The sequence below is a fragment of the Pseudomonas sp. MM213 genome, from assembly GCF_020423045.1.
Classification (GTDB): Bacteria; Pseudomonadota; Gammaproteobacteria; order Pseudomonadales; family Pseudomonadaceae; genus Aquipseudomonas; species Aquipseudomonas migulae.
Genome location: NZ_CP081943.1, coordinates 4,406,334 through 4,424,184 on the forward strand (window position 1 = coordinate 4,406,334; position 17,851 = coordinate 4,424,184).

The 17,851-nt window shown below is 61.3% G+C and carries 13 protein-coding genes; 9 read left to right on the forward strand and 4 right to left on the reverse strand.

Annotation, left to right across the window (positions count from 1 at the left end):
* Nucleotide 1 precedes the first annotated feature (1 nt).
* The 6 genes from K5R88_RS20175 to K5R88_RS20200 are packed head-to-tail and all read left to right on the forward strand — an operon-like array spanning nucleotide 2 to nucleotide 6,220.
* The gene (locus tag K5R88_RS20175; protein ID WP_226298250.1) at nucleotides 2-703 is read left to right on the forward strand and encodes an ABC transporter ATP-binding protein; all 702 of its coding nucleotides are present in this window, start codon (nucleotides 2-4) and stop codon (nucleotides 701-703) included.
* A complete protein-coding gene (locus tag K5R88_RS20180; RefSeq protein ID WP_008030528.1) occupies nucleotides 687-1,910 on the forward strand; it encodes an ABC transporter permease in 1,224 nt (407 codons plus the stop codon). The genes K5R88_RS20175 and K5R88_RS20180 overlap by 17 nt, the downstream gene beginning before the upstream one ends.
* Nucleotides 1,900-3,444 carry an SUMF1/EgtB/PvdO family nonheme iron enzyme gene (locus tag K5R88_RS20185; protein WP_008037965.1) on the forward strand — a complete coding sequence of 515 codons (1,545 nt, stop codon included), beginning with the start codon at nucleotides 1,900-1,902 and terminating at the stop codon, nucleotides 3,442-3,444. The genes K5R88_RS20180 and K5R88_RS20185 overlap by 11 nt, the downstream gene beginning before the upstream one ends.
* A 34-nt stretch (nucleotides 3,445-3,478) precedes the next feature.
* On the forward strand, nucleotides 3,479-4,210 hold the full coding sequence (locus K5R88_RS20190; protein ID WP_207284938.1) for a hypothetical protein: 732 nt from the start codon (nucleotides 3,479-3,481) through the stop codon (nucleotides 4,208-4,210).
* A gap of 4 nt (nucleotides 4,211-4,214) precedes the next feature.
* Complete coding sequence (locus tag K5R88_RS20195) at nucleotides 4,215-4,721, forward strand: hypothetical protein (protein ID WP_008030533.1); 507 nt, start codon at nucleotides 4,215-4,217, stop codon at nucleotides 4,719-4,721.
* A 56-nt stretch (nucleotides 4,722-4,777) separates the two neighbouring features.
* Nucleotides 4,778-6,220, forward strand: a complete 1,443-nt coding sequence (locus K5R88_RS20200) for a vWA domain-containing protein (protein WP_226298251.1) — start codon at nucleotides 4,778-4,780, stop codon at nucleotides 6,218-6,220.
* Nucleotides 6,221-6,349: 129 nt separating this feature from the next.
* On the opposite strand, the gene K5R88_RS20205 is transcribed toward K5R88_RS20200, so the two are convergent.
* Nucleotides 6,350-8,326: a methyl-accepting chemotaxis protein gene (locus K5R88_RS20205; RefSeq protein ID WP_226298252.1), complete on the reverse strand. Its 1,977-nt coding sequence runs from the start codon at nucleotides 8,324-8,326 to the stop codon at nucleotides 6,350-6,352.
* A gap of 182 nt (nucleotides 8,327-8,508) precedes the next feature.
* Nucleotides 8,509-9,429, reverse strand: a complete 921-nt coding sequence (locus tag K5R88_RS20210) for a LysR substrate-binding domain-containing protein (RefSeq protein WP_008030538.1) — start codon at nucleotides 9,427-9,429, stop codon at nucleotides 8,509-8,511.
* 158 nt (nucleotides 9,430-9,587) lie between these two features.
* Here K5R88_RS20210 and K5R88_RS20215 point away from each other — a divergent pair, with 158 nt between their 5' ends.
* On the forward strand, nucleotides 9,588-10,976 hold the full coding sequence (locus K5R88_RS20215) for a NorM family multidrug efflux MATE transporter (RefSeq protein WP_226298253.1): 1,389 nt from the start codon (nucleotides 9,588-9,590) through the stop codon (nucleotides 10,974-10,976).
* 105 nt (nucleotides 10,977-11,081) lie between these two features.
* Here K5R88_RS20215 and K5R88_RS20220 read toward each other — a convergent pair whose 3' ends face one another.
* Nucleotides 11,082-12,755: a putative bifunctional diguanylate cyclase/phosphodiesterase gene (locus K5R88_RS20220; RefSeq protein ID WP_008037990.1), complete on the reverse strand. Its 1,674-nt coding sequence runs from the start codon at nucleotides 12,753-12,755 to the stop codon at nucleotides 11,082-11,084.
* Nucleotides 12,756-13,018: 263 nt separating this feature from the next.
* Between K5R88_RS20220 and rep the strand changes: the two genes are divergently transcribed.
* Both rep and K5R88_RS20230 read left to right on the forward strand, forming a co-directional pair.
* Complete coding sequence (gene rep / locus K5R88_RS20225; protein ID WP_008030544.1) at nucleotides 13,019-15,028, forward strand: DNA helicase Rep; 2,010 nt, start codon at nucleotides 13,019-13,021, stop codon at nucleotides 15,026-15,028.
* A 69-nt stretch (nucleotides 15,029-15,097) separates the two neighbouring features.
* On the forward strand, nucleotides 15,098-15,670 hold the full coding sequence (locus K5R88_RS20230) for a xanthine phosphoribosyltransferase (protein WP_008030547.1): 573 nt from the start codon (nucleotides 15,098-15,100) through the stop codon (nucleotides 15,668-15,670).
* A gap of 128 nt (nucleotides 15,671-15,798) precedes the next feature.
* Here K5R88_RS20230 and K5R88_RS20235 read toward each other — a convergent pair whose 3' ends face one another.
* Nucleotides 15,799-17,721 carry an acetyl-CoA hydrolase/transferase family protein gene (locus K5R88_RS20235; RefSeq protein WP_192228208.1) on the reverse strand — a complete coding sequence of 641 codons (1,923 nt, stop codon included), beginning with the start codon at nucleotides 17,719-17,721 and terminating at the stop codon, nucleotides 15,799-15,801.
* Nucleotides 17,722-17,851: the final 130 nt, after the last annotated feature.

Below are 17,851 nucleotides of genomic sequence, written 5' to 3' on the forward strand. Positions count from 1 at the left end.
CATGCTCGATATCAGGAACCTGCTGGTGCGCCGTGGTGAAGGCGCGCTGGCCCATCACGTGCGCCTGCCGCACTTGCAGATCGGCGGCGGGGAAATCCTCGCCATCACCGGCGAGAGCGGCAGCGGCAAAAGCACATTGCTTGAGGCCATCGGCCTGCTGCTGGCACCGGTCGAGCTTGAGCGCTTTCGCTTGGGCGCAACGCAGGATCAGGACATCGCCCGACTGCTTGCCACGGATGATCAACCGGCTTTGGCGGCGGTGCGTTCGCGGCATCTGGGGTTCATTTTGCAAAGTGGCGGCCTGCTGCCGTTTCTGAGCGTGCGCGACAACATCAGCCTGCCGCGCCGTTTGCTCGGCATGTCGACACACAGCGCGCACATCGACCACGCGGTTGAGGTGTTGCGCCTGCAAGGACTGCTGGATAAAAAGCCGCAGGCGCTGTCGATCGGCGAACGCCAGCGCGTGGCCTGCGTTCGCGCCATTGCCCATGAACCGCTGCTGCTGTTGGCGGACGAACCGACCGCCGCGCTCGACCCGCACAGCGCCCGGCGCCTGTTTGAATTGCTGCTGAGCCTGGTGTCGAGCATGGGCCTGAGTGCGCTCGTGGTATCCCATGACTGGGCCTTGTTGAAGGATTTCGGCTTGCCGCGACTCGGCGCTATCAGCCGCCAGGGAGAGACTCTGTTTGAACCGATGGACTGACCGACTGCGCCTGCTGGGCACCCTGGCCCTGCAAGACCTGTGGCACGACCGCAAGGTGTCGCTGTGCATCGCTGCGTCATTGGTGGCGGTGATCGCGCCGTTGCTGCTGCTGTTCGGCCTCAAGCACGGGGTGGTCAGCCAGTTGCAGGACGAACTGCTGCGCGACCCGCGCAACCTTGAAGTGAAGATGCTCAGCAACGGCAACTACGACAGTGCCTGGATCGAGCGTCTGCGCCAGCGTCCCGAGACCGGTTTTGCCCTCGGCCAGACCCGTTCGCTCAACACCCAGGCGGATTTGCTGATCGGCATGCAACGCTTCGTCGAAGGCGCGGAAATCATCGCCACCGAACCCGGCGACCCGCAACTGAACCTGCCGGAACTCAACCCCACCGGCGATCAAGTGATCCTCAGTGCCCGCGCCGCGCAACGCTTGCAGGCCAAGGTCGGCGATCGCGTGCAACTGCGCGTGCTGCGTCGTCTGGAAGGCGTGAATGAGCGCGGCGAGATGTCGCTGAGCGTGCTGGCGATTCTCGATGGCGCCCGTTTCGGCCGCGCCGCCGGGTTTGTCGCCCCGCCGTTGCTGCTGGACCTGGAGCGCTTTCGCGATGGCTATCAGGTCAGTGCGTTCGGCATCACCACCGGCAAGCCTCTGGGTGATCTGCAACCGCTGTATGCCCGCGCTCGCGTGTATGCACACGACATCGACCAAGTGGCGCCGCTGGAGCGCTGGCTCAACGAACAACACATCGAGACGTCGAGCCGACTGGCCGACATCGACAACGTCAAAGCCATCAACCATGTGCTGGGGCTGATCTTCGGTGTTATTGCCCTGGCGGCATTGATTGGCTGTGTGGCGTCGATGGTCGGCGCGTTCCTGGCCAACATCGACCGCAAGCGCAAAAGCCTCGCGGTCCTGCGCCTGCTGGGGTTCAAGCGCACGGCGGTCGCCGGTTTCGTGGTCGTGCAAGCGCTGTTGCTGAGCCTGGCCGGCTACCTCGGCGGATTGGGGTTTTACGCTGTCGGCAGTCATCTGTTCGACTACTTGCTCGGCAGCAGCCAGGCCACCGGCACCTTTGTCTGCCACATCACACTCTGGCATGGCCTCGCCGCCCTGCTTCTGACCTTTCTGGTCGCTACACTGGTGGCCGTGATCGGCGCCGTGCGCGCCATCAGCATCCAACCTGCGGAGAGTCTGCGTGAGCTATAAACGTTTTGGCTTGCTGTTGCCCCTGAGCCTGGGCTACTTGCTCGACGCTTCGGCGGCGGGCTGGGAAGAGAAGTATTACAACCCGATGCCCGAAGCCAGCGACGTCGTGTTGCCGATGCCGTGCGAAGGCTCGATGGTGTTTCGCAAGGTGTTCATTCCGGTCACCGGACCGCTCGACGACTACCCGATCAACATCGGTCAGGACGGCGCGGAATACGGCTATGTCGAACAGACTCGACCGACGTTTATCGCCGGCAGTTTCACCGGCGCCAAGAACGACAAATCCCGCTACTACCTGATGGCCAAGTACGAGATGAGTCAGTTGCAGTACGCCGCCCTGACCGACGAAACCTGCCCCACCGCCGCGACCAAGATGCGCCTGCCGCAAGTGGCCGTGAGCTGGGTGCAAGCCGTCGAAGCGGCTGACAAGTACAACCTGTGGCTGCGCAAGAACGCCGCCGGCAAGCTCCCGAAAGAAGACGGCGCCCTGGGCTTCCTGCGTTTGCCGACGGAAGTCGAGTGGGAGTTTGCCGCGCGCGGTGGCCTGGAAGTCGGTGCGGCGGAATTCCGCGATACACGCTACCCGATGCCCGACGGCATCAACGCTTACGAGTGGTTCGCCGGGGCGCAATCGTCCAACGGCAAACTGCAGTTGTCCGGCCTGCAAAAGCCCAATCCGCTGGGCCTTCACGACATGCTCGGCAACGTTGACGAAATGATGTTCGAGCCGTTTCGCCTGAACAAACTCGACCGCCAGCATGGCCAGGCCGGTGGCTACGTCGTGCGCGGCGGCAATTACCTGACCGCCCAGGCTGACCTGCGCACCGCGTTGCGCAAGGAAGAGCCGTACTACAACGCCGAAGGCCAGGTAAAAAACAAGACCACCGGCCTGCGCCTGGTACTGGTCTCGCCGACCCTGACCTCTCGCGAACGCGTGGCCAGTATCGAAAACAGCTGGAAGAAACTCGGCACCGGCAGCAAGGAAACCGAATCCGCCGACAAAGGCACGGTTCAGTCGCTGAACACGCTGGCCTCGGGCGTTGAAGACAAAGCGCTCAAGGAAAAGCTCCAGGCCCTGGAAAACCAGCTGCGCGCCAGCAACCAGCAGCAGGAAGAAACCCGCGACCAGGCGATTCGCGCCAGCCTAAATCTGGGTGCGTTCCTGTGCACCAAGATGCTCGACGACGGCCAGTACGTGGATTTCCTGCAGAAAAACTACAAGCTCAATTGCGAAGCCGCCGAAAAAGACGCCAGTTGCGACATGCGCAAGGGCAAGCTCGACGAGCAGAAGGATCGCCTGCACAAACTCAGCCGTTACTACGCCAGCAGCCTGGTGGAGTCGGCGACGTTGTACGGTCAGCCGCTGCTCGAGGCACAGGTTCCGGTGATGGAAGAAATCATTACTCGCAACAAACAGCTTCAGGACCTCAAACCCTACTTGCGCACGCACTGGGCGAATCAGAAGACCTTCCTGCAAAAACAGAAGATCGACACTGACGCCTGGCTGACCAGCTGCAAGACCGTCACTCAATAACAACACGTCAACACCGTCATCGAGGAGTTTCACCATGTCGCGCAGCCTTTGGACTCGCTTCAAACTACAGATCGCATTCGTCGTTGCCGGCAGCCTGTTGCTGACTGGTTGCGCCAACACCGGCAGTTCGATGCTCGGCGGCAGCGACGGCGCAGACCCGCGTCTGACCCAGGGCAATGACGCGGAGTTCTTCAGCAAGTCCGGTTACCAGGCCTGCGCCGTCGGCGCCGGTGTCGGCATCCTCGGTTGCGCGCTGTCCAACAGCAGCAACAAGGCGGTCTGCGCCATCGCCGCCGGTATTACCGCGTGTGGCGTGGCCATGGGCGCGAACTATTATCTGGATCAACGTCGCAGCGAATACGCCGACACCTCCACCCGTCTGGCGAAGATGAACAGCGAAGTCGAGCAAGACACGCGCAATGTGATTGCCCGCACCGAGACCGCTCAGCAAGTGATCAAGGATGACCAGGCGCGTATCGCCAGGATCAAACAGGACATCGCCAGCAAAAAGGTCGACAAGACCAAAGCCCAGACGCAAATCGCCGAGATCGACAACAACATCGCAATCTTGCGCAAAGACCTCAGCAACATGCGCAAAAAAGTCACCGAGTACAGCAAAGTGGCCGATGCCGAACGCGCCCAAGGCTCCAGCGCCGAGATGAAGCAGGTGGATGTGAGCATTCTGAAAATGAACGAGAAAGTCGCTGCCTTGCAGAAGGAAGTCGACGGTCTCTACAGCCAGCGCTCCGCAATCACTCTGGGTTAAGCACATGACGTTACGACAACTGGCGGTCCTGACCGCCGTCCTCGCCTTGAGCGGTTGCGCGACCCAGCCGGGCGAATGCGATGCGACCAATCGCGACAGCAGCATGCTGACCAAGATGAACTGCGACTACTCTGGTGGTTACAGCGATCAGGTCAAACAAAAGGAACAGGCCCTGGCCGAGTCCCGCCAGCAAAACGCGATGTTCCGTCAGGTGTACGAGAACATTCAGGCCCAGCAGCTCAGCACCAAAACCGATTTGGCCAGCCAGCAGAAATCCCAGGCTGAACTGAACCAGTCGCTGGGCAAGTTGCTGACCTCACTGAAGGCGCGCCATGGCAATGAAAGCCAGGTGCAAAAGCAGATCGCCGGGCTCGAACAGCAGCTCAAGGACTCGCAGACTGCACCGGTGGCCAAGCCTTCAAAGGCGGCCCTGGCCGCCAAGCAGGAACAACTGAAGGCGCTGCAGAAAAAGGTCAACCAACTGCAATTCAGCCTCGGTTACGAAGAGTAACTTTTCACCCGCAGGCCTCCCGCCGGAGGCCTGCAGCCTTTTCAGGAATCGACGTCATGCAGCGGGTCATCAGGGATGCGCAAGCCACACCAGAGGGGATGAGTGCGCTGCAAGCCAAAGTAGCCCTCATCCAGAAACACTTTCCGCCGACCGTCTCCAGCCTCTTCGCCATCCCGCGAATGGGCAGCGGCGAGGTGCTGGAATGGTGGACCGAACTGGGTGGCCAACCCACGCCCTATGCCGACCTCAACGAGGACGCTCAACGGCGATTGCTGGAAACCTATGAAGTGCGTCAGACGTCCCTTGGACAGTTGGCGGACGAACTGCAAAAACGCGGTCAGCCCACGGAAGCGGATGACCTGCGCAGCCTGCTCGGCGCTCCCGAGCTGGACAAACTCTACAGCCTCAACGGTGAGCCTTTGGTGGTGCGCTGGAACCAGCGCCCGCCAAAACCGGTGGTGCCGCCGGTGGTTCCGCTGGCTCCGGTGGCCGCCGCGGCGCCTTCGCGCCGTGGATGGTGGATCGCCGCGGCATTGCTGGCACTGCTGTTGTTGCTCCTGGCGCTCTGGGCTTACTGGTGGTTTATGCACCGGGAAAAAGTTGTCCCGGTCGAACCGGTCGCCCCGGTGGTGACACCGATCGAGAAACCGGTTGAGCCTGTTCCCGAGCCGGTAGTGGAGCCGGAGCCTGTAGTGGAACCGAAACCGGAACCCGTACCGGTTCCAGAGCCAGAACCAGTGCCCGCCCCCAAACCGGTCCCGCCGCCAAAACCTGTGGTGGCCGCCCCGCCGCCACCACCGCCACCGCCGCCGGCACCGACGCTGGACAACTTCGCGTGCCGCAAAAAAGCGCCAAACGCAGAGATCCCGCAGTTCGTGGTGGTACTCGACACCTCGGGCTCAATGGATTTGAACATCAGGTCGGTGAAAGCCGACGAGGACTGGTTCTTCGGCAATGAGATGAACAAGTATCTGGACCCGAACCGCACCATGCAGATCTTCGCCAAACCCAGCCGCATGGACGTCGCCAAGGACTCGCTGGCCGGCATGATCAACGGGCTGGACCCGAAGATCGACACGCGCCTCATTACCTTCGCCGGCTGCGAACGCACACCGGACCAGGGCGTGTTCAAGTTTGGCGACCGGCCACGGCTGATCAACGGGATTCGAGGGCTGGTTCCCAACGACGGCACACCGCTGGCCGACAGCCTGGCTTACGCGGCAAGCACCGTCGACGGGCGTAATAACGATGCCGTGATCGTGATGTTCGTCGACGGTGAGGACGGTTGCCAGAAAGACGCTTGCGCGGTGTCCCGCCAAATCGCCAGGGAACAACCACGCCTGCGGGTCAACGTGGTGAAAATCGGTGCCGGTGGCCCGTCACGCTGCATTGCTGAAAACACCGGAGGCCGGGTTTACAACAGCACCAACGCGGCGGAACTGGCCAAGCAGTTGAAACTCGCAACCAAGGAAGTGTCGAGCAACGCCAAGTGTGATTGATTGGCAGATCCGTAATTTGCGGTGAACCCTTCGCGGGCAAGCCTCGCTCCTACAGGTCCAGTGTTGACCTCTGTAGGAGCGAGCGGTGCGGCGATCCGACTTGCCCGCGAAGGCGATTTCAAAGGCGACTCAACGAAACCGGTCAACCTCTTGGCGCAATTCCGCCGCCAGGCTCTCCAGCTCTTTGGCGGTCACCGCCAGGTTCGACACCACTTCCCGCTGCTCGCTGTTCGCCAGCGCGATGCTTTGCAGGTTGCTGCTGAGCAGCGTCGCGGTGCTGCTCTGTTCCTGGGTCGCTGTAGTGATCGCGGCGAACTGTTCACCGGCGGAACGGCTTTGCTCATCGATCCGCGCCAGTGCCGAGGCGACATTGGCGTTGCGCGACAAGCCTTCCTGCATCAGGACTTTGCCCTGTTCCATGGTGCTGATGGCATTGCCGGTTTCCTGCTGGATGCTCTGAATCATCCCGGAAATTTCGTCGGTGGCCTGGCGAGTGCGTGAGGCCAGGTTGCGCACTTCATCAGCCACCACCGCAAAACCGCGGCCCTGCTCACCGGCACGCGCCGCTTCGATGGCCGCGTTGAGCGCCAGCAGGTTGGTTTGCTCGGCAATCGAGGTGATCACCCCGACAATGCCGCCGATTTCCTGAGAACGCTGGCCCAAGGTGTTGATCACCGTGGCCGTGCTGTTCAGCGCGCCAGCGATTTGCTCCAGGGACGAGGACGCTTCACCCATCGATGTACGACCGATCTGGGTTTGCTGTGCGTTTTCCTGCGCCAGACGCTGAGTGCTGCCCATGTTGTCGGCAATGTTCAACGAGGTGGCGCTGAACTCTTCCACGGCGCCGGCCATGCTGGTGATTTCGCCGGACTGCTGCTCCATGCCTTCATAGGCACCGCCAGACAAACCGGACAAGGCCTGGGCACGGCTGTTGACCTCTTGCGAGGCCCGGCGGATGTGCTCGACCATCGTCGACAACGCCTGGCTCATCTGGTTGAAGGCGCGGGCCAGCTGACCGATCTCGTCGTTGCTCGACACGTCCAGACGCACGCTCAGGTCGCCGGCCCCCAGGGCTTCGGCCTGACGCACCAGATCACCCAGCGGCGCGAGTTTGCTGCGCAGCAGCCAGACTGCCGAGCCGACCGCGATCAACATCGCCAGCAGGCTGCCAATCGCCAGTTGAATGCCGACACTCCAGGTCACCGCGCTGATTTCGTCTTGCGGCATGCTCGCCACGACCGACCACGGGCCGTCCTGGAACGGCACGGAAACACTGTAGAAGTCTTCGGACGTGTCGCTCCAGAAACCGCCCTCGCTCGGGGTTTTCGCCAGGGCGGTGATGGCTGGAACGGCTTTATCCAGCGCTTCCACGCCGGCGATCGGTACCAGCCATTTGTTCTGCTCGTCGAGCAACGCCAGGGAACCGGTCTTGCCGATGCGGAATCGCTTGAGGTTTTCGAACTGGGCTTTCTGCGCGTCGGTGTAGTCGAAACCGACATACAGCACGGCAATGACCTTGCCGCCGCTGTCGCGTACCGGGGTGTACTGCGACATGTAGTAGCGTTCAAAAAGCAAAGACCGTCCGACGAAACTCTGCCCCGCCATCAAACGGGCATAAGCCGGGTTCGCATGATCGAGAACAGTGCCAATGGCACGACTGCCATCCTGTTTGGTGACGTTGGTACTGACCCGAATGAAGTCCTCGCCGCTGCGCACGAACACCGTGGCCACGCCGGCGGTCATCTGCTTGAACTCGTCCACTTCCTTGAAGTTGTTATTGAGCACTTCGCCGCCCAGTTGCAGGCCCGGAGTCTGGGTGCCCGCCACGTTCACCGGCGCATCCGGGTGCACGCTCAGCCCGCCACTGAAACGCTTTTCGAACAACCCCGCAAGGCGCAGGGTACTTTCACGCAACGTGCCGTGAAACGTACTCAACTGGTCGGCCAGCAACCGCGCCTCACTGGCCAGGTGCTCTTCGCGGGTGGCGAGGTTGGCCTTGTCCAGTGAACGCAGGGCAAACAGGGTACTGCCGCTGATGACAATCGCCAGGATAATGGCGAGCGCAAGGCCAAGCTGTGAGGCAATCCGGGCACGAGGTTGAGACATGACAGCTCCTGGCCGAGCGATCTGATCCTCCTTGATCGGCTACTCAGCATAATTTCTAATAATGGGGAATTACGTCGAACCTGCACGAAGGTTCCATCTGCAGATTTTCGGCGGCAAACCTGAATACTTGAGTAAATAGCCGGGATATGGCTCAAGGCCGCTATTTCAAGGGCTCTATCGATTCAGCACAAGTGTTCGACGTCCGGCAATTTCATCGCCCGCACCTCGCCTTGCAGGAAATCGCTGAGGCGGCGCAAACGTTCACCTCCTGGGCGGGTTTTCGGCCAGACGAGGTAATAATTCTCACCACTGGCGACGGCGGTCGGCCACGGCAAACTCAGACGGCCCTGCGCCACATCTTCGGCCACCATCAGCAGATCGCCCATCGATACGCCATATCCCCGGGCGGCGGCGATCATGCCCAGCTCCAGCGTATCGAACACCTGCCCGCCCTTGAGCGACACCTGATCCGTCAGCCCCATGCGCTCCAGCCAGTTGCGCCAGTCACGCCGGTCCGGTGTCGGGTGCAGCAGTTCGGCATGGGCCAGGCGCGCGACATCCCACGGTTGGTCCTTCAGAAGATTCGGCGCACCGACCGGAATCAGCTCCTCCGGGAACAGCAGACTCGCCTCCCAGTCCGGCGGAAAATGCCCATTGCTGAGGATCACGGCGCAGTCGAACGGCTCATGGTTGAAGTCCACCGAATCGACGTCCATCCAGGCGCTGGTCAGTTGCACTTCGTTGCCCGGTTGCAGGTGGCGGAAACGGCTGAGCCGCGCCAGCAGCCAGCGCATGGTCAGGGTCGACGGCGCTTTCATGCGCAGGATGTCATCTTCGGCGCGCAAGGTATTGCAGGCCCGCTCAAGGGCGGTGAAGCCTTCGCGAATGCCCGGCAGGATCAGCCGCGCCGACTCGGTCAGTTGCAAATTGCGCCCGCTGCGATGAAACAGCCGACAGGCAAAATGCTCTTCAAGCGTACGAATATGCCGACTGACCGCACTCTGCGTAATCGACAACTCTTCAGCGGCACGGGTAAACGAGCTATGCCGCGCCGCCGCTTCAAATGCGCGAAGGGCATACAAGGGAGGAAGACGACGAGACATGCGGAAAGCTCCTATGGCGCAATTTCGTCAACTTATCAGAAACTCCCCAGGATGAGTTTTAATCATGCCATCCATCCTTTTTATCCCTTTGTGCAAACCCCGCAGAGCGCCGAGAATCGACGCTTTCCTGTTCTCTTTGATAATCGGGCGTGATGACCATGCAGCATCCAGCACGTATTGAACTCTGGGCCATCCTGCGGCTGGCGGGGCCGTTGATTGCCTCGCAGTTGGCGCACATGCTGATGGTCCTCACCGACACCTTGATGATGGCGCGCCTGAGCCCCGAGGCATTGGCCGGCGGCGGACTCGGCGCGGCGACCTATTCGTTTGTGTCGATCTTTTGCATCGGCGTGATTGCGGCGGTCGGCACGTTGGTGGCGATCCGTCAGGGCGCGGGCGATATCGTTGGCGCGGCACGGCTGACCCAGGCCGGGTTGTGGCTGGCGTGGTTGATGGCTTTGGTCGCCGGGTTGCTGCTGTGGAACCTCAAACCGGTGTTGCTGATGTTTGGCCAGACCGAAACCAACGTCCAGTCAGCCGGGCAGTTCCTGTTGATTTTGCCGTTCGCCTTGCCCGGCTACCTGAGCTTCATGGCCCTGCGCGGTTTCACCAGCGCGATTGGCCGGGCGACGCCGGTGATGGTCATCAGCCTCGGCGGCACGGTGGCCAACTTCGTGCTCAATTATGCGTTGATCACCGGGATGTTCGGCCTGCCGAAAATGGGCCTGGTGGGTATCGGTCTGGTCACGGCAATTGTTGCCAACCTGATGGCCGTGGCGTTGGCGCTGCATATTCGGCGGCATCCGGCGTACGACGCCTATCCATTGCGCCAGGGCTTGTCGCGGCCAAACCGGCAGTACCTGAAGGAGTTGTGGCGCCTGGGTCTGCCGATTGGCGGCACCTACGCAGTGGAAGTCGGGCTGTTTGCCTTCGCCGCGCTGTGCATGGGCACCATGGGCAGTACGCAACTGGGCGCGCATCAGATCGCGCTGCAGATCGTCTCGGTGGCGTTCATGATTCCGGCGGGGCTTTCCTATGCGATCACCATGCGCATCGGCCAGCATTACGGCGCCGGGCAGTTGCTGGACGCGCGGCTTGCCGGGCGGGTCGGGATCGCCTTTGGCGCAGCGGCGATGCTCGGTTTCGCGATGGTCTTCTGGCTGTTGCCGAATCAGTTGATCGGCCTGTTCCTGGACCAGAACGACCCGGCCTTCCGCCCGGTCATCGAACTGGCGGTGAGCCTGCTGGCGGTGGCGGCTTGGTTCGAGCTGTTCGACGGCACGCAAACCATCGCCATGGGCTGCATTCGCGGGCTCAAGGACGCCAAGACCACGTTCCTGGTCGGGTTGGGTTGCTATTGGCTGATTGGCGCACCGGCCGCGTGGTGGATGGCGTTCCATTTGAACTGGGGGCCGACGGGTGTCTGGTGGGGCTTGGCGTTGGGCCTGGCGTGCGCGGCGGTGAGCCTGACGCTGGCATTCGAGTGGAAGATGAAGCGGATGATTCGGCGGGAGCCGTCGTCAGCTCAGCGTTTCGAGATCGCCTAACCCTGTAGGAGCGAGGCATGCCCGCGAAGGCGTCGTGTCAGTAACAACAATGTCGACTGACTCGACGCCTTCGCGGGCAAGCCTCGCTCCTACAGGGATTCGTCTTTAGCTCACGATCTCTAGCATCGGCTGCTGACTGCTGCCAAAACTCAAATACTCAATCAGCTCCGTCAACGGCAACGGCTTGCTGATCAAATACCCTTGCACCTGATCGCAACCAAACCCGCGCAACAGATCCAGCTGCTCCGGCGTTTCCACGCCCTCGGCGACCACTTCCAGATTGAGGTTGTGCGCGAGGTTGATCATCGCGTGCACCAGTTTGCGATTCTCTTCGCGCCCTTCCATTCCGCCGACAAAGCTCTTGTCGACCTTCAACAAGGCAATCGGCAGGCTGTTGAGGTGCACGAAGGAGGAAAACCCTGTGCCGAAGTCGTCGAGCGAGAAGCGCACGCCCAGGCGCCCGAGGGCATCCATGGTCTGTTTCACCAGATCGCTGCGGCGCATGACCGCCGTTTCGGTCAGTTCGAATTCCAGCCACTGCGCCTCGACGCCACGTTCGGCAATCAGCCGGCTCAGGGTCGACAGCAACTGACTGTCCTGAAACTGCCGGAACGACAGGTTGATCGCCATGTGCAGCGCCGGCAGACCGAGCTCGCGCAACGCCTGCATGTCGCGCAACGCGCGGGAAATCACCCAGTAACCAAGTGGCACGATCAAGCCGCTTTGCTCGGCCAGTGGCACGAACTCGCTCGGCGGCAACAACCCGCGCTCGGCATGGCGCCAGCGCACCAAAGCTTCGAGGCCGACGATCTGCCCGTCTTCAAGGTTCAGGCGTGGCTGGTAATGAAGTTCCAGCTCATCGCGACGCAACGCCCGGCGCAGCTCGCTTTCGAGGTCGGCCATGCTGCGGGCATTGCGGTTGATGCGTTCGTTGAAGATGTGAAAGGTGCAGCCTTGAGTGCTCTTGGCCTGCTGCATGGCGATGTGCGCGTGCCACATCAACGGATCGGCGCCGGCCTGGGCGCGGGCGTGGGCGATGCCCAGGCTGGAACCGATCAACAGGCTTTCGCCGTCGACCCAATAGGGCTCGGCCAACGCTTCGGTGATGCGTTCGGCCATCCATTCGGCGCGTTGCGGCGCGCGGCGGGTGTCGATCAGCAGGGCGAACTCATCGCTGCCCAGCCGCGCCAGTTGATCGCCGGCCTCGAGCTGGCTTTTCAGGCGCGCGACCACTTGCAGGATCAAGCGGTCGCCGGCCTGATGGCCGAGGGCGTCGTTGGCGTGGCGGAAGTTGTCGAGGTCAAGGTGCCCGAGGGCCAGGCCACGGCCGTCGTTTTCCGCCAACCGTGCGGCCAGCAAGGTCTGGAAGCCCTGGCGGTTGGCGATGCCGGTCAGCGGGTCTTGCTCGGCCAGGCGTTGCAGGGTGTTTTCCAGCACGCCGCGCTCGCGCACATGGCGCAGGCAACGGCGCAACATGCCAGGGTCGAGATGATCGCGCACCAGCCAGTCGCTCACGCCATCGGGCGGCAACAGCGGCTCTTGTTCGAGCAACAACACCGTTGGCAAACTGCAACGGCCGGGCGCCGGCTGAAGGGCCGGGATCGTCAACAACACCGCGCTGCGGTTGTCATCAAACAGAGCGCTGACCGACTCCCAGCTCGGAGCGCTGATGAGCACGGCCGAGCTCCCCATCGGAGCCAGACACTCGCGCAACAACGCTGCCCACGCTGGCTCTTCGGCCAATAGCAGCAAACGCAAGGGTTCGACAGGCGTAGACAAGCTAGCTCCCTAGACTCTGCAATGATGTAGGCGGCGGGCATTATGCCGTGCCGATAACCAATGACCAACGACATCAGTTATCAAACGAGGCCTTTGTATCCGGAATTACGAACATTAGTCGCAAATTCGTTGCGCATCCTGCGTGAAAGTAACAAAACCGGCAAATATAGATAGCGTGTTACGTCACAAGTCGGAGAGAGCAGCACAATTCGCTGAGCCTGTTAAAATGCCGGCCCATTTCGTACTGACTCCTGAATTTACGTATGTCCCGACTCAATCCCCGGCAGCAAGAAGCCGTGAGCTACGTCGGCGGCCCTCTTTTGGTGCTCGCCGGTGCAGGCTCCGGCAAGACCAGCGTGATCACGCGCAAAATCGCGCACCTGATCCAGAACTGCGGCATCCGCGCCCAGTACATCGTCGCCATGACCTTTACCAACAAGGCCGCGCGCGAGATGAAGGAACGGGTCGGCACCCTGCTCAAAGGCGGCGAAGGCCGTGGCCTGACGGTGTGCACCTTCCACAACCTGGGCCTCAACATCATCCGCAAGGAACACGTGCGGCTGGGCTACAAACCGGGCTTCTCGATCTTCGACGAGACCGACGTCAAAGCCCTGATGACCGACATCATGCAGAAGGAATACGCGGGCGACGACGGCGTCGACGAGATCAAGAACATGATCGGCTCGTGGAAAAACGACCTGATCCTGCCCGCCGAAGCCCTGGAAAACTCGCGCAATCCCAAGGAACAGACCGCCGCCATCGTCTACACCCACTACCAGCGCACGCTCAAGGCGTTCAACGCGGTGGACTTCGACGACCTGATCCTGCTGCCGGTGAAACTGTTCCAGGAACACGCCGACATCCTCGAAAAGTGGCAGAACAAAGTCCGCTACCTGCTGGTGGACGAATACCAGGACACCAACGCCAGCCAGTATTTGCTGGTGAAGTTGCTGATCGGCACGCGCAACCAGTTCACCGTGGTCGGCGATGACGACCAGTCGATCTACGCCTGGCGCGGCGCCCGCCCGGAAAACCTGATGCTGCTCAAGGACGACTACCCGTCCCTGAAAGTGGTGATGCTGGAGCAGAACTATCGCTCCACCAGCCGCATCCTGCGCTGCGCCAACGTGCTGATCTCGAACAACCCGCACGAATTCGAAAAACAACTGTGGAGCGAGATGGGTCACGGCGACGAGATCCGCGTGATCCGCTGCCGCAACGAAGACGCCGAAGCCGAGCGCGTGGCCGTGGAATTGCTGACGCTGCACTTGCGCACCGACCGGCCCTACAGCGATTTCGCGATCCTGTATCGCGGTAACTACCAGGCCAAGCTGATCGAGCTGAAGCTGCAACACCACCAGATTCCGTATCGGTTATCCGGTGGCAACAGCTTTTTCGGACGCCAGGAAGTGAAGGACCTGATGGCCTACTTCCGCCTGATCGTGAACCCGGACGACGACAACGCCTTCCTGCGGGTGATCAACGTCCCACGCCGGGAGATCGGTTCGACGACGCTTGAGAAGCTCGGCAACTACGCCACCGAACGCAAAATCTCGATGTACGCCGCCACCGACGAAATCGGCCTGGGCGAGCATCTGGATGCGCGTTTCACCGATCGCCTGTCGCGCTTCAAGCGTTTCATGGACAAGGTCCGCGAGCAGTGCGCCGGCGAAGACCCGATTTCGGCGTTGCGCAGCATGGTCATGGACATCGACTACGAGAACTGGCTGCGCACCAACAGCTCCAGCGACAAGGCCGCCGACTACCGCATGGGTAACGTCTGGTTCCTGATCGAGGCGTTGAAAAACACCCTGGAGAAAGACGAAGAAGGCGAGATGACCGTCGAGGACGCCATCGGCAAACTCGTCCTGCGCGACATGCTGGAACGCCAGCAGGAAGAGGAAGACGGCGCCGAAGGTGTGCAGATGATGACATTGCACGCCTCCAAAGGGCTGGAATTCCCTTACGTGTTCATCATGGGCATGGAAGAGGAAATTCTCCCGCACCGCTCCAGCATCGAAGCCGACACCATCGAAGAAGAACGCCGCCTGGCCTACGTCGGCATTACCCGCGCACGCCAGACCCTGGCCTTCACCTTCGCGGCCAAGCGCAAGCAGTACGGCGAGATCATCGACTGCGCGCCCAGCCGCTTCCTCGATGAACTGCCGCCGGACGACCTGGCCTGGGAAGGCACCGACGACACGCCGGTAGAAGTCAAAGCCGTTCGCGGCAATACCGCATTGGCCGATATACGGGCGATGTTAAAGCGCTAGAATTGAGCACTTTTTAACCGACACTTTTTCACAAACTAGGCGCACATGGCGCCAGTAGAGGAACGCTTCATGGAAGCACTGCACCAGAAAATTCGCGAACAAGGCATCGTGCTTTCCGATCAGGTCCTGAAGGTCGACGCCTTTTTGAACCACCAGATCGACCCGGCGCTGATGAAACTGATCGGCGACGAGTTCGCTGCGCTGTTCAAGGACTCGGGCATCACCAAGATCGTCACCATCGAAGCCTCGGGCATCGCTCCGGCGATCATGACCGGACTGAACCTGGGCGTACCGGTGATTTTCGCGCGCAAGCATCAGTCCCTGACCCTGACCGAAAACCTGCTGTCGGCGACCGTTTACTCGTTCACCAAGCAGACCGAAAGCACCGTGGCGATCTCCCCGCGCCACCTGACCAGCAGCGACCGCGTGCTGATCATCGATGACTTTTTGGCCAACGGTAAGGCGTCCCAGGCGCTGATCTCGATCATCAAACAGGCCGGCGCGACCGTGGCCGGTCTGGGTATCGTGATCGAGAAGTCGTTCCAGGGTGGACGTGCGGAACTGGATGCGCAGGGTTATCGCGTTGAATCGCTGGCTCGCGTTAAGTCGCTGGCTGGCGGCGTCGTGACCTTTATCGAATAACCAGCAGCACCGCATTTCCCCTGTGGGAGCCAGCCTGCTGGCGATGGCGTCGTGTCAGTCAAAATCTTCATGCCTGACAGACCGTCATCGCCAGCAGGCTGGCTCCCACAGTTGTTTTGGGTTGGCTGTTATTGCGCGGTGGCCTTGAGGCCGGTGAGCAGCAGCCGCTGAAACAGGTCCTCTTTCAACCCTTCCGGATTGGTCAGCTGCATACGCTCCAGATGCTCGGGAAACGCTGCCGGCTCCGGCGCATCCAGTGCCGCCTTGCCCAACTCCAGAATCTCCGTCAGCTTGAACTTGCTCTTCAACCAGTTCAGCGCCCGCAACAAATCCCGCTCATGCGCGGTGAAATCACTCCCCAGCGGATACTCCGGAAACAACTGCGGATGCCGCGCCTGAATCGCCTGTAAACGTTCTGGTCGGTTGTCGGCAAAACGCGGATCAAGACGAAAACTCTTCGGCAGTTTCCCGGCACTCTGCGCCTGCTCGATCAAGCCGGGCTGGAACCGTGAATCGCTGATGTTCAGCAACGCCTCGATCACCGCCGCATCGGTCTTGCCACGCAAATCGGCGATACCGTATTCAGTGACCACGATGTCCCGCAGATGCCGCGGGATCGTGCAATGGCCGTACTCCCAGACGATGTTGGAACTGACCTCCCCGCCCGACTCGCGCCAGCTTCGCAGCAGCAGAATCGAACGCGCGCCCTCCAGCGCATGGCCCTGGGCGACGAAGTTGTATTGCCCGCCGACGCCGCTCAGCACCCGCCCGTCTTCAAGCTGATCGGCCACGCCGGCGCCAAGCAACGTCATGGTGAACACGGTGTTGATGAAGCGCGCATCCAGGCGCTGCAAGCGTTTGAGTTCCTCCTGACCGTACAGCTCGTTGATGTAGCTGATGCGGGTCATGTTGAATTCGAGCCGCTTGCTCTGGGGCAGCTCTCGAAGACGCTCGTAGAAACTGCGCGGCCCCAGGAAGAACCCGCCGTGCACCGAAATGCCGTCGGTCTGCGCCGCTTCATCCAGCGTGCCGGCATTCGCCTGTTGTTGGGTGGGCACATCGGGGTAGACCTTGCGCCGCACGATCCCGGCATCGACCAGCACCAGCAGGCCGTTGACGAACATTTCGCTGCAACCGTAAAGGCCTTTGGCGAACGGTTCCAACCCCCCTTCGCGGTCTATCAACTGCGCCCACTGGCTGAGATTTACGTCGGCCAACAACGCCTTGTATCCGTCGTTATCCGCCTGCCGCGCCAGCAACGCCGCCGTCAGCGCGTCGCCCATGGCGCCGATGCCGATCTGCAAGGTGCCGCCATCGCGGACCAGCGCGCTGGCGTGCAGGCCGATGAAATGGTCCTGGAAACCCACCGGCATGTTCGGCGTCGAGAACAGCGTGGTGTTGTCTTTCTCGTCGACCAGCAGGTCGAAAGTGTCGATGCCGATTTCCGCGTCACCGGGCATGTACGGCAAGTCGTTGTGTACCTGGCCCACGAGCAGGACTGTCTCCCCCGCCGCCCTGCGCTTGGCGATCATCGGAAACAGGTCGAGGGTGATGTCCGGATTGCAGCTCAGGCTCAGGCGATCAGGGTGTTCGGAGTGGCTGGCCACCAGTTGCGCGACCAGGTTCAAACCGGCCGCGTTGATATCCCGTGCGGCGTGGCTGTAGTTGCTGCTCACGTAGTCCTGCTGGGCGGATTCGCTATGAAGCAGGCTGCCGGGCTGCATGAAAAACTGTTGAATATGGATGTTGGGCGGCAGGTTGTCCTTGCGCAGGCCCGCGAGGAAATCCAGCTCCGGATAATCGCCGAATACCCGTTCGATGAAGGGTTCGAGGAAGCGCTTCTGCAAGCCGTCGCCCAATGCAGGACGGCCCAGGCACAGCGCGGTGTAGATCGTCAGCTTGCGCTCGGGCAATTGCGCAACGCGTTGATACAGCGCGTTGACGAAGTGGTTGGGTTTGCCCAGACCGAGGGGCAGGCCCATGTGGATATGCGCCGGCAACCGCGCCAGCACCTCATCGACCGCTTGCTCGATAGAACACAGCTGCACCATCTGATCCTCCCTTACATTCCATGAATTGGGGTTGGACCGAGCTTGCCGGGTCTTTGCTGCAATGAACAGCCTCGGGCGGTAAATCGCTTTATGCCCACCACCTGTAGGAGCCGGCTTGCTGGCGATGAAC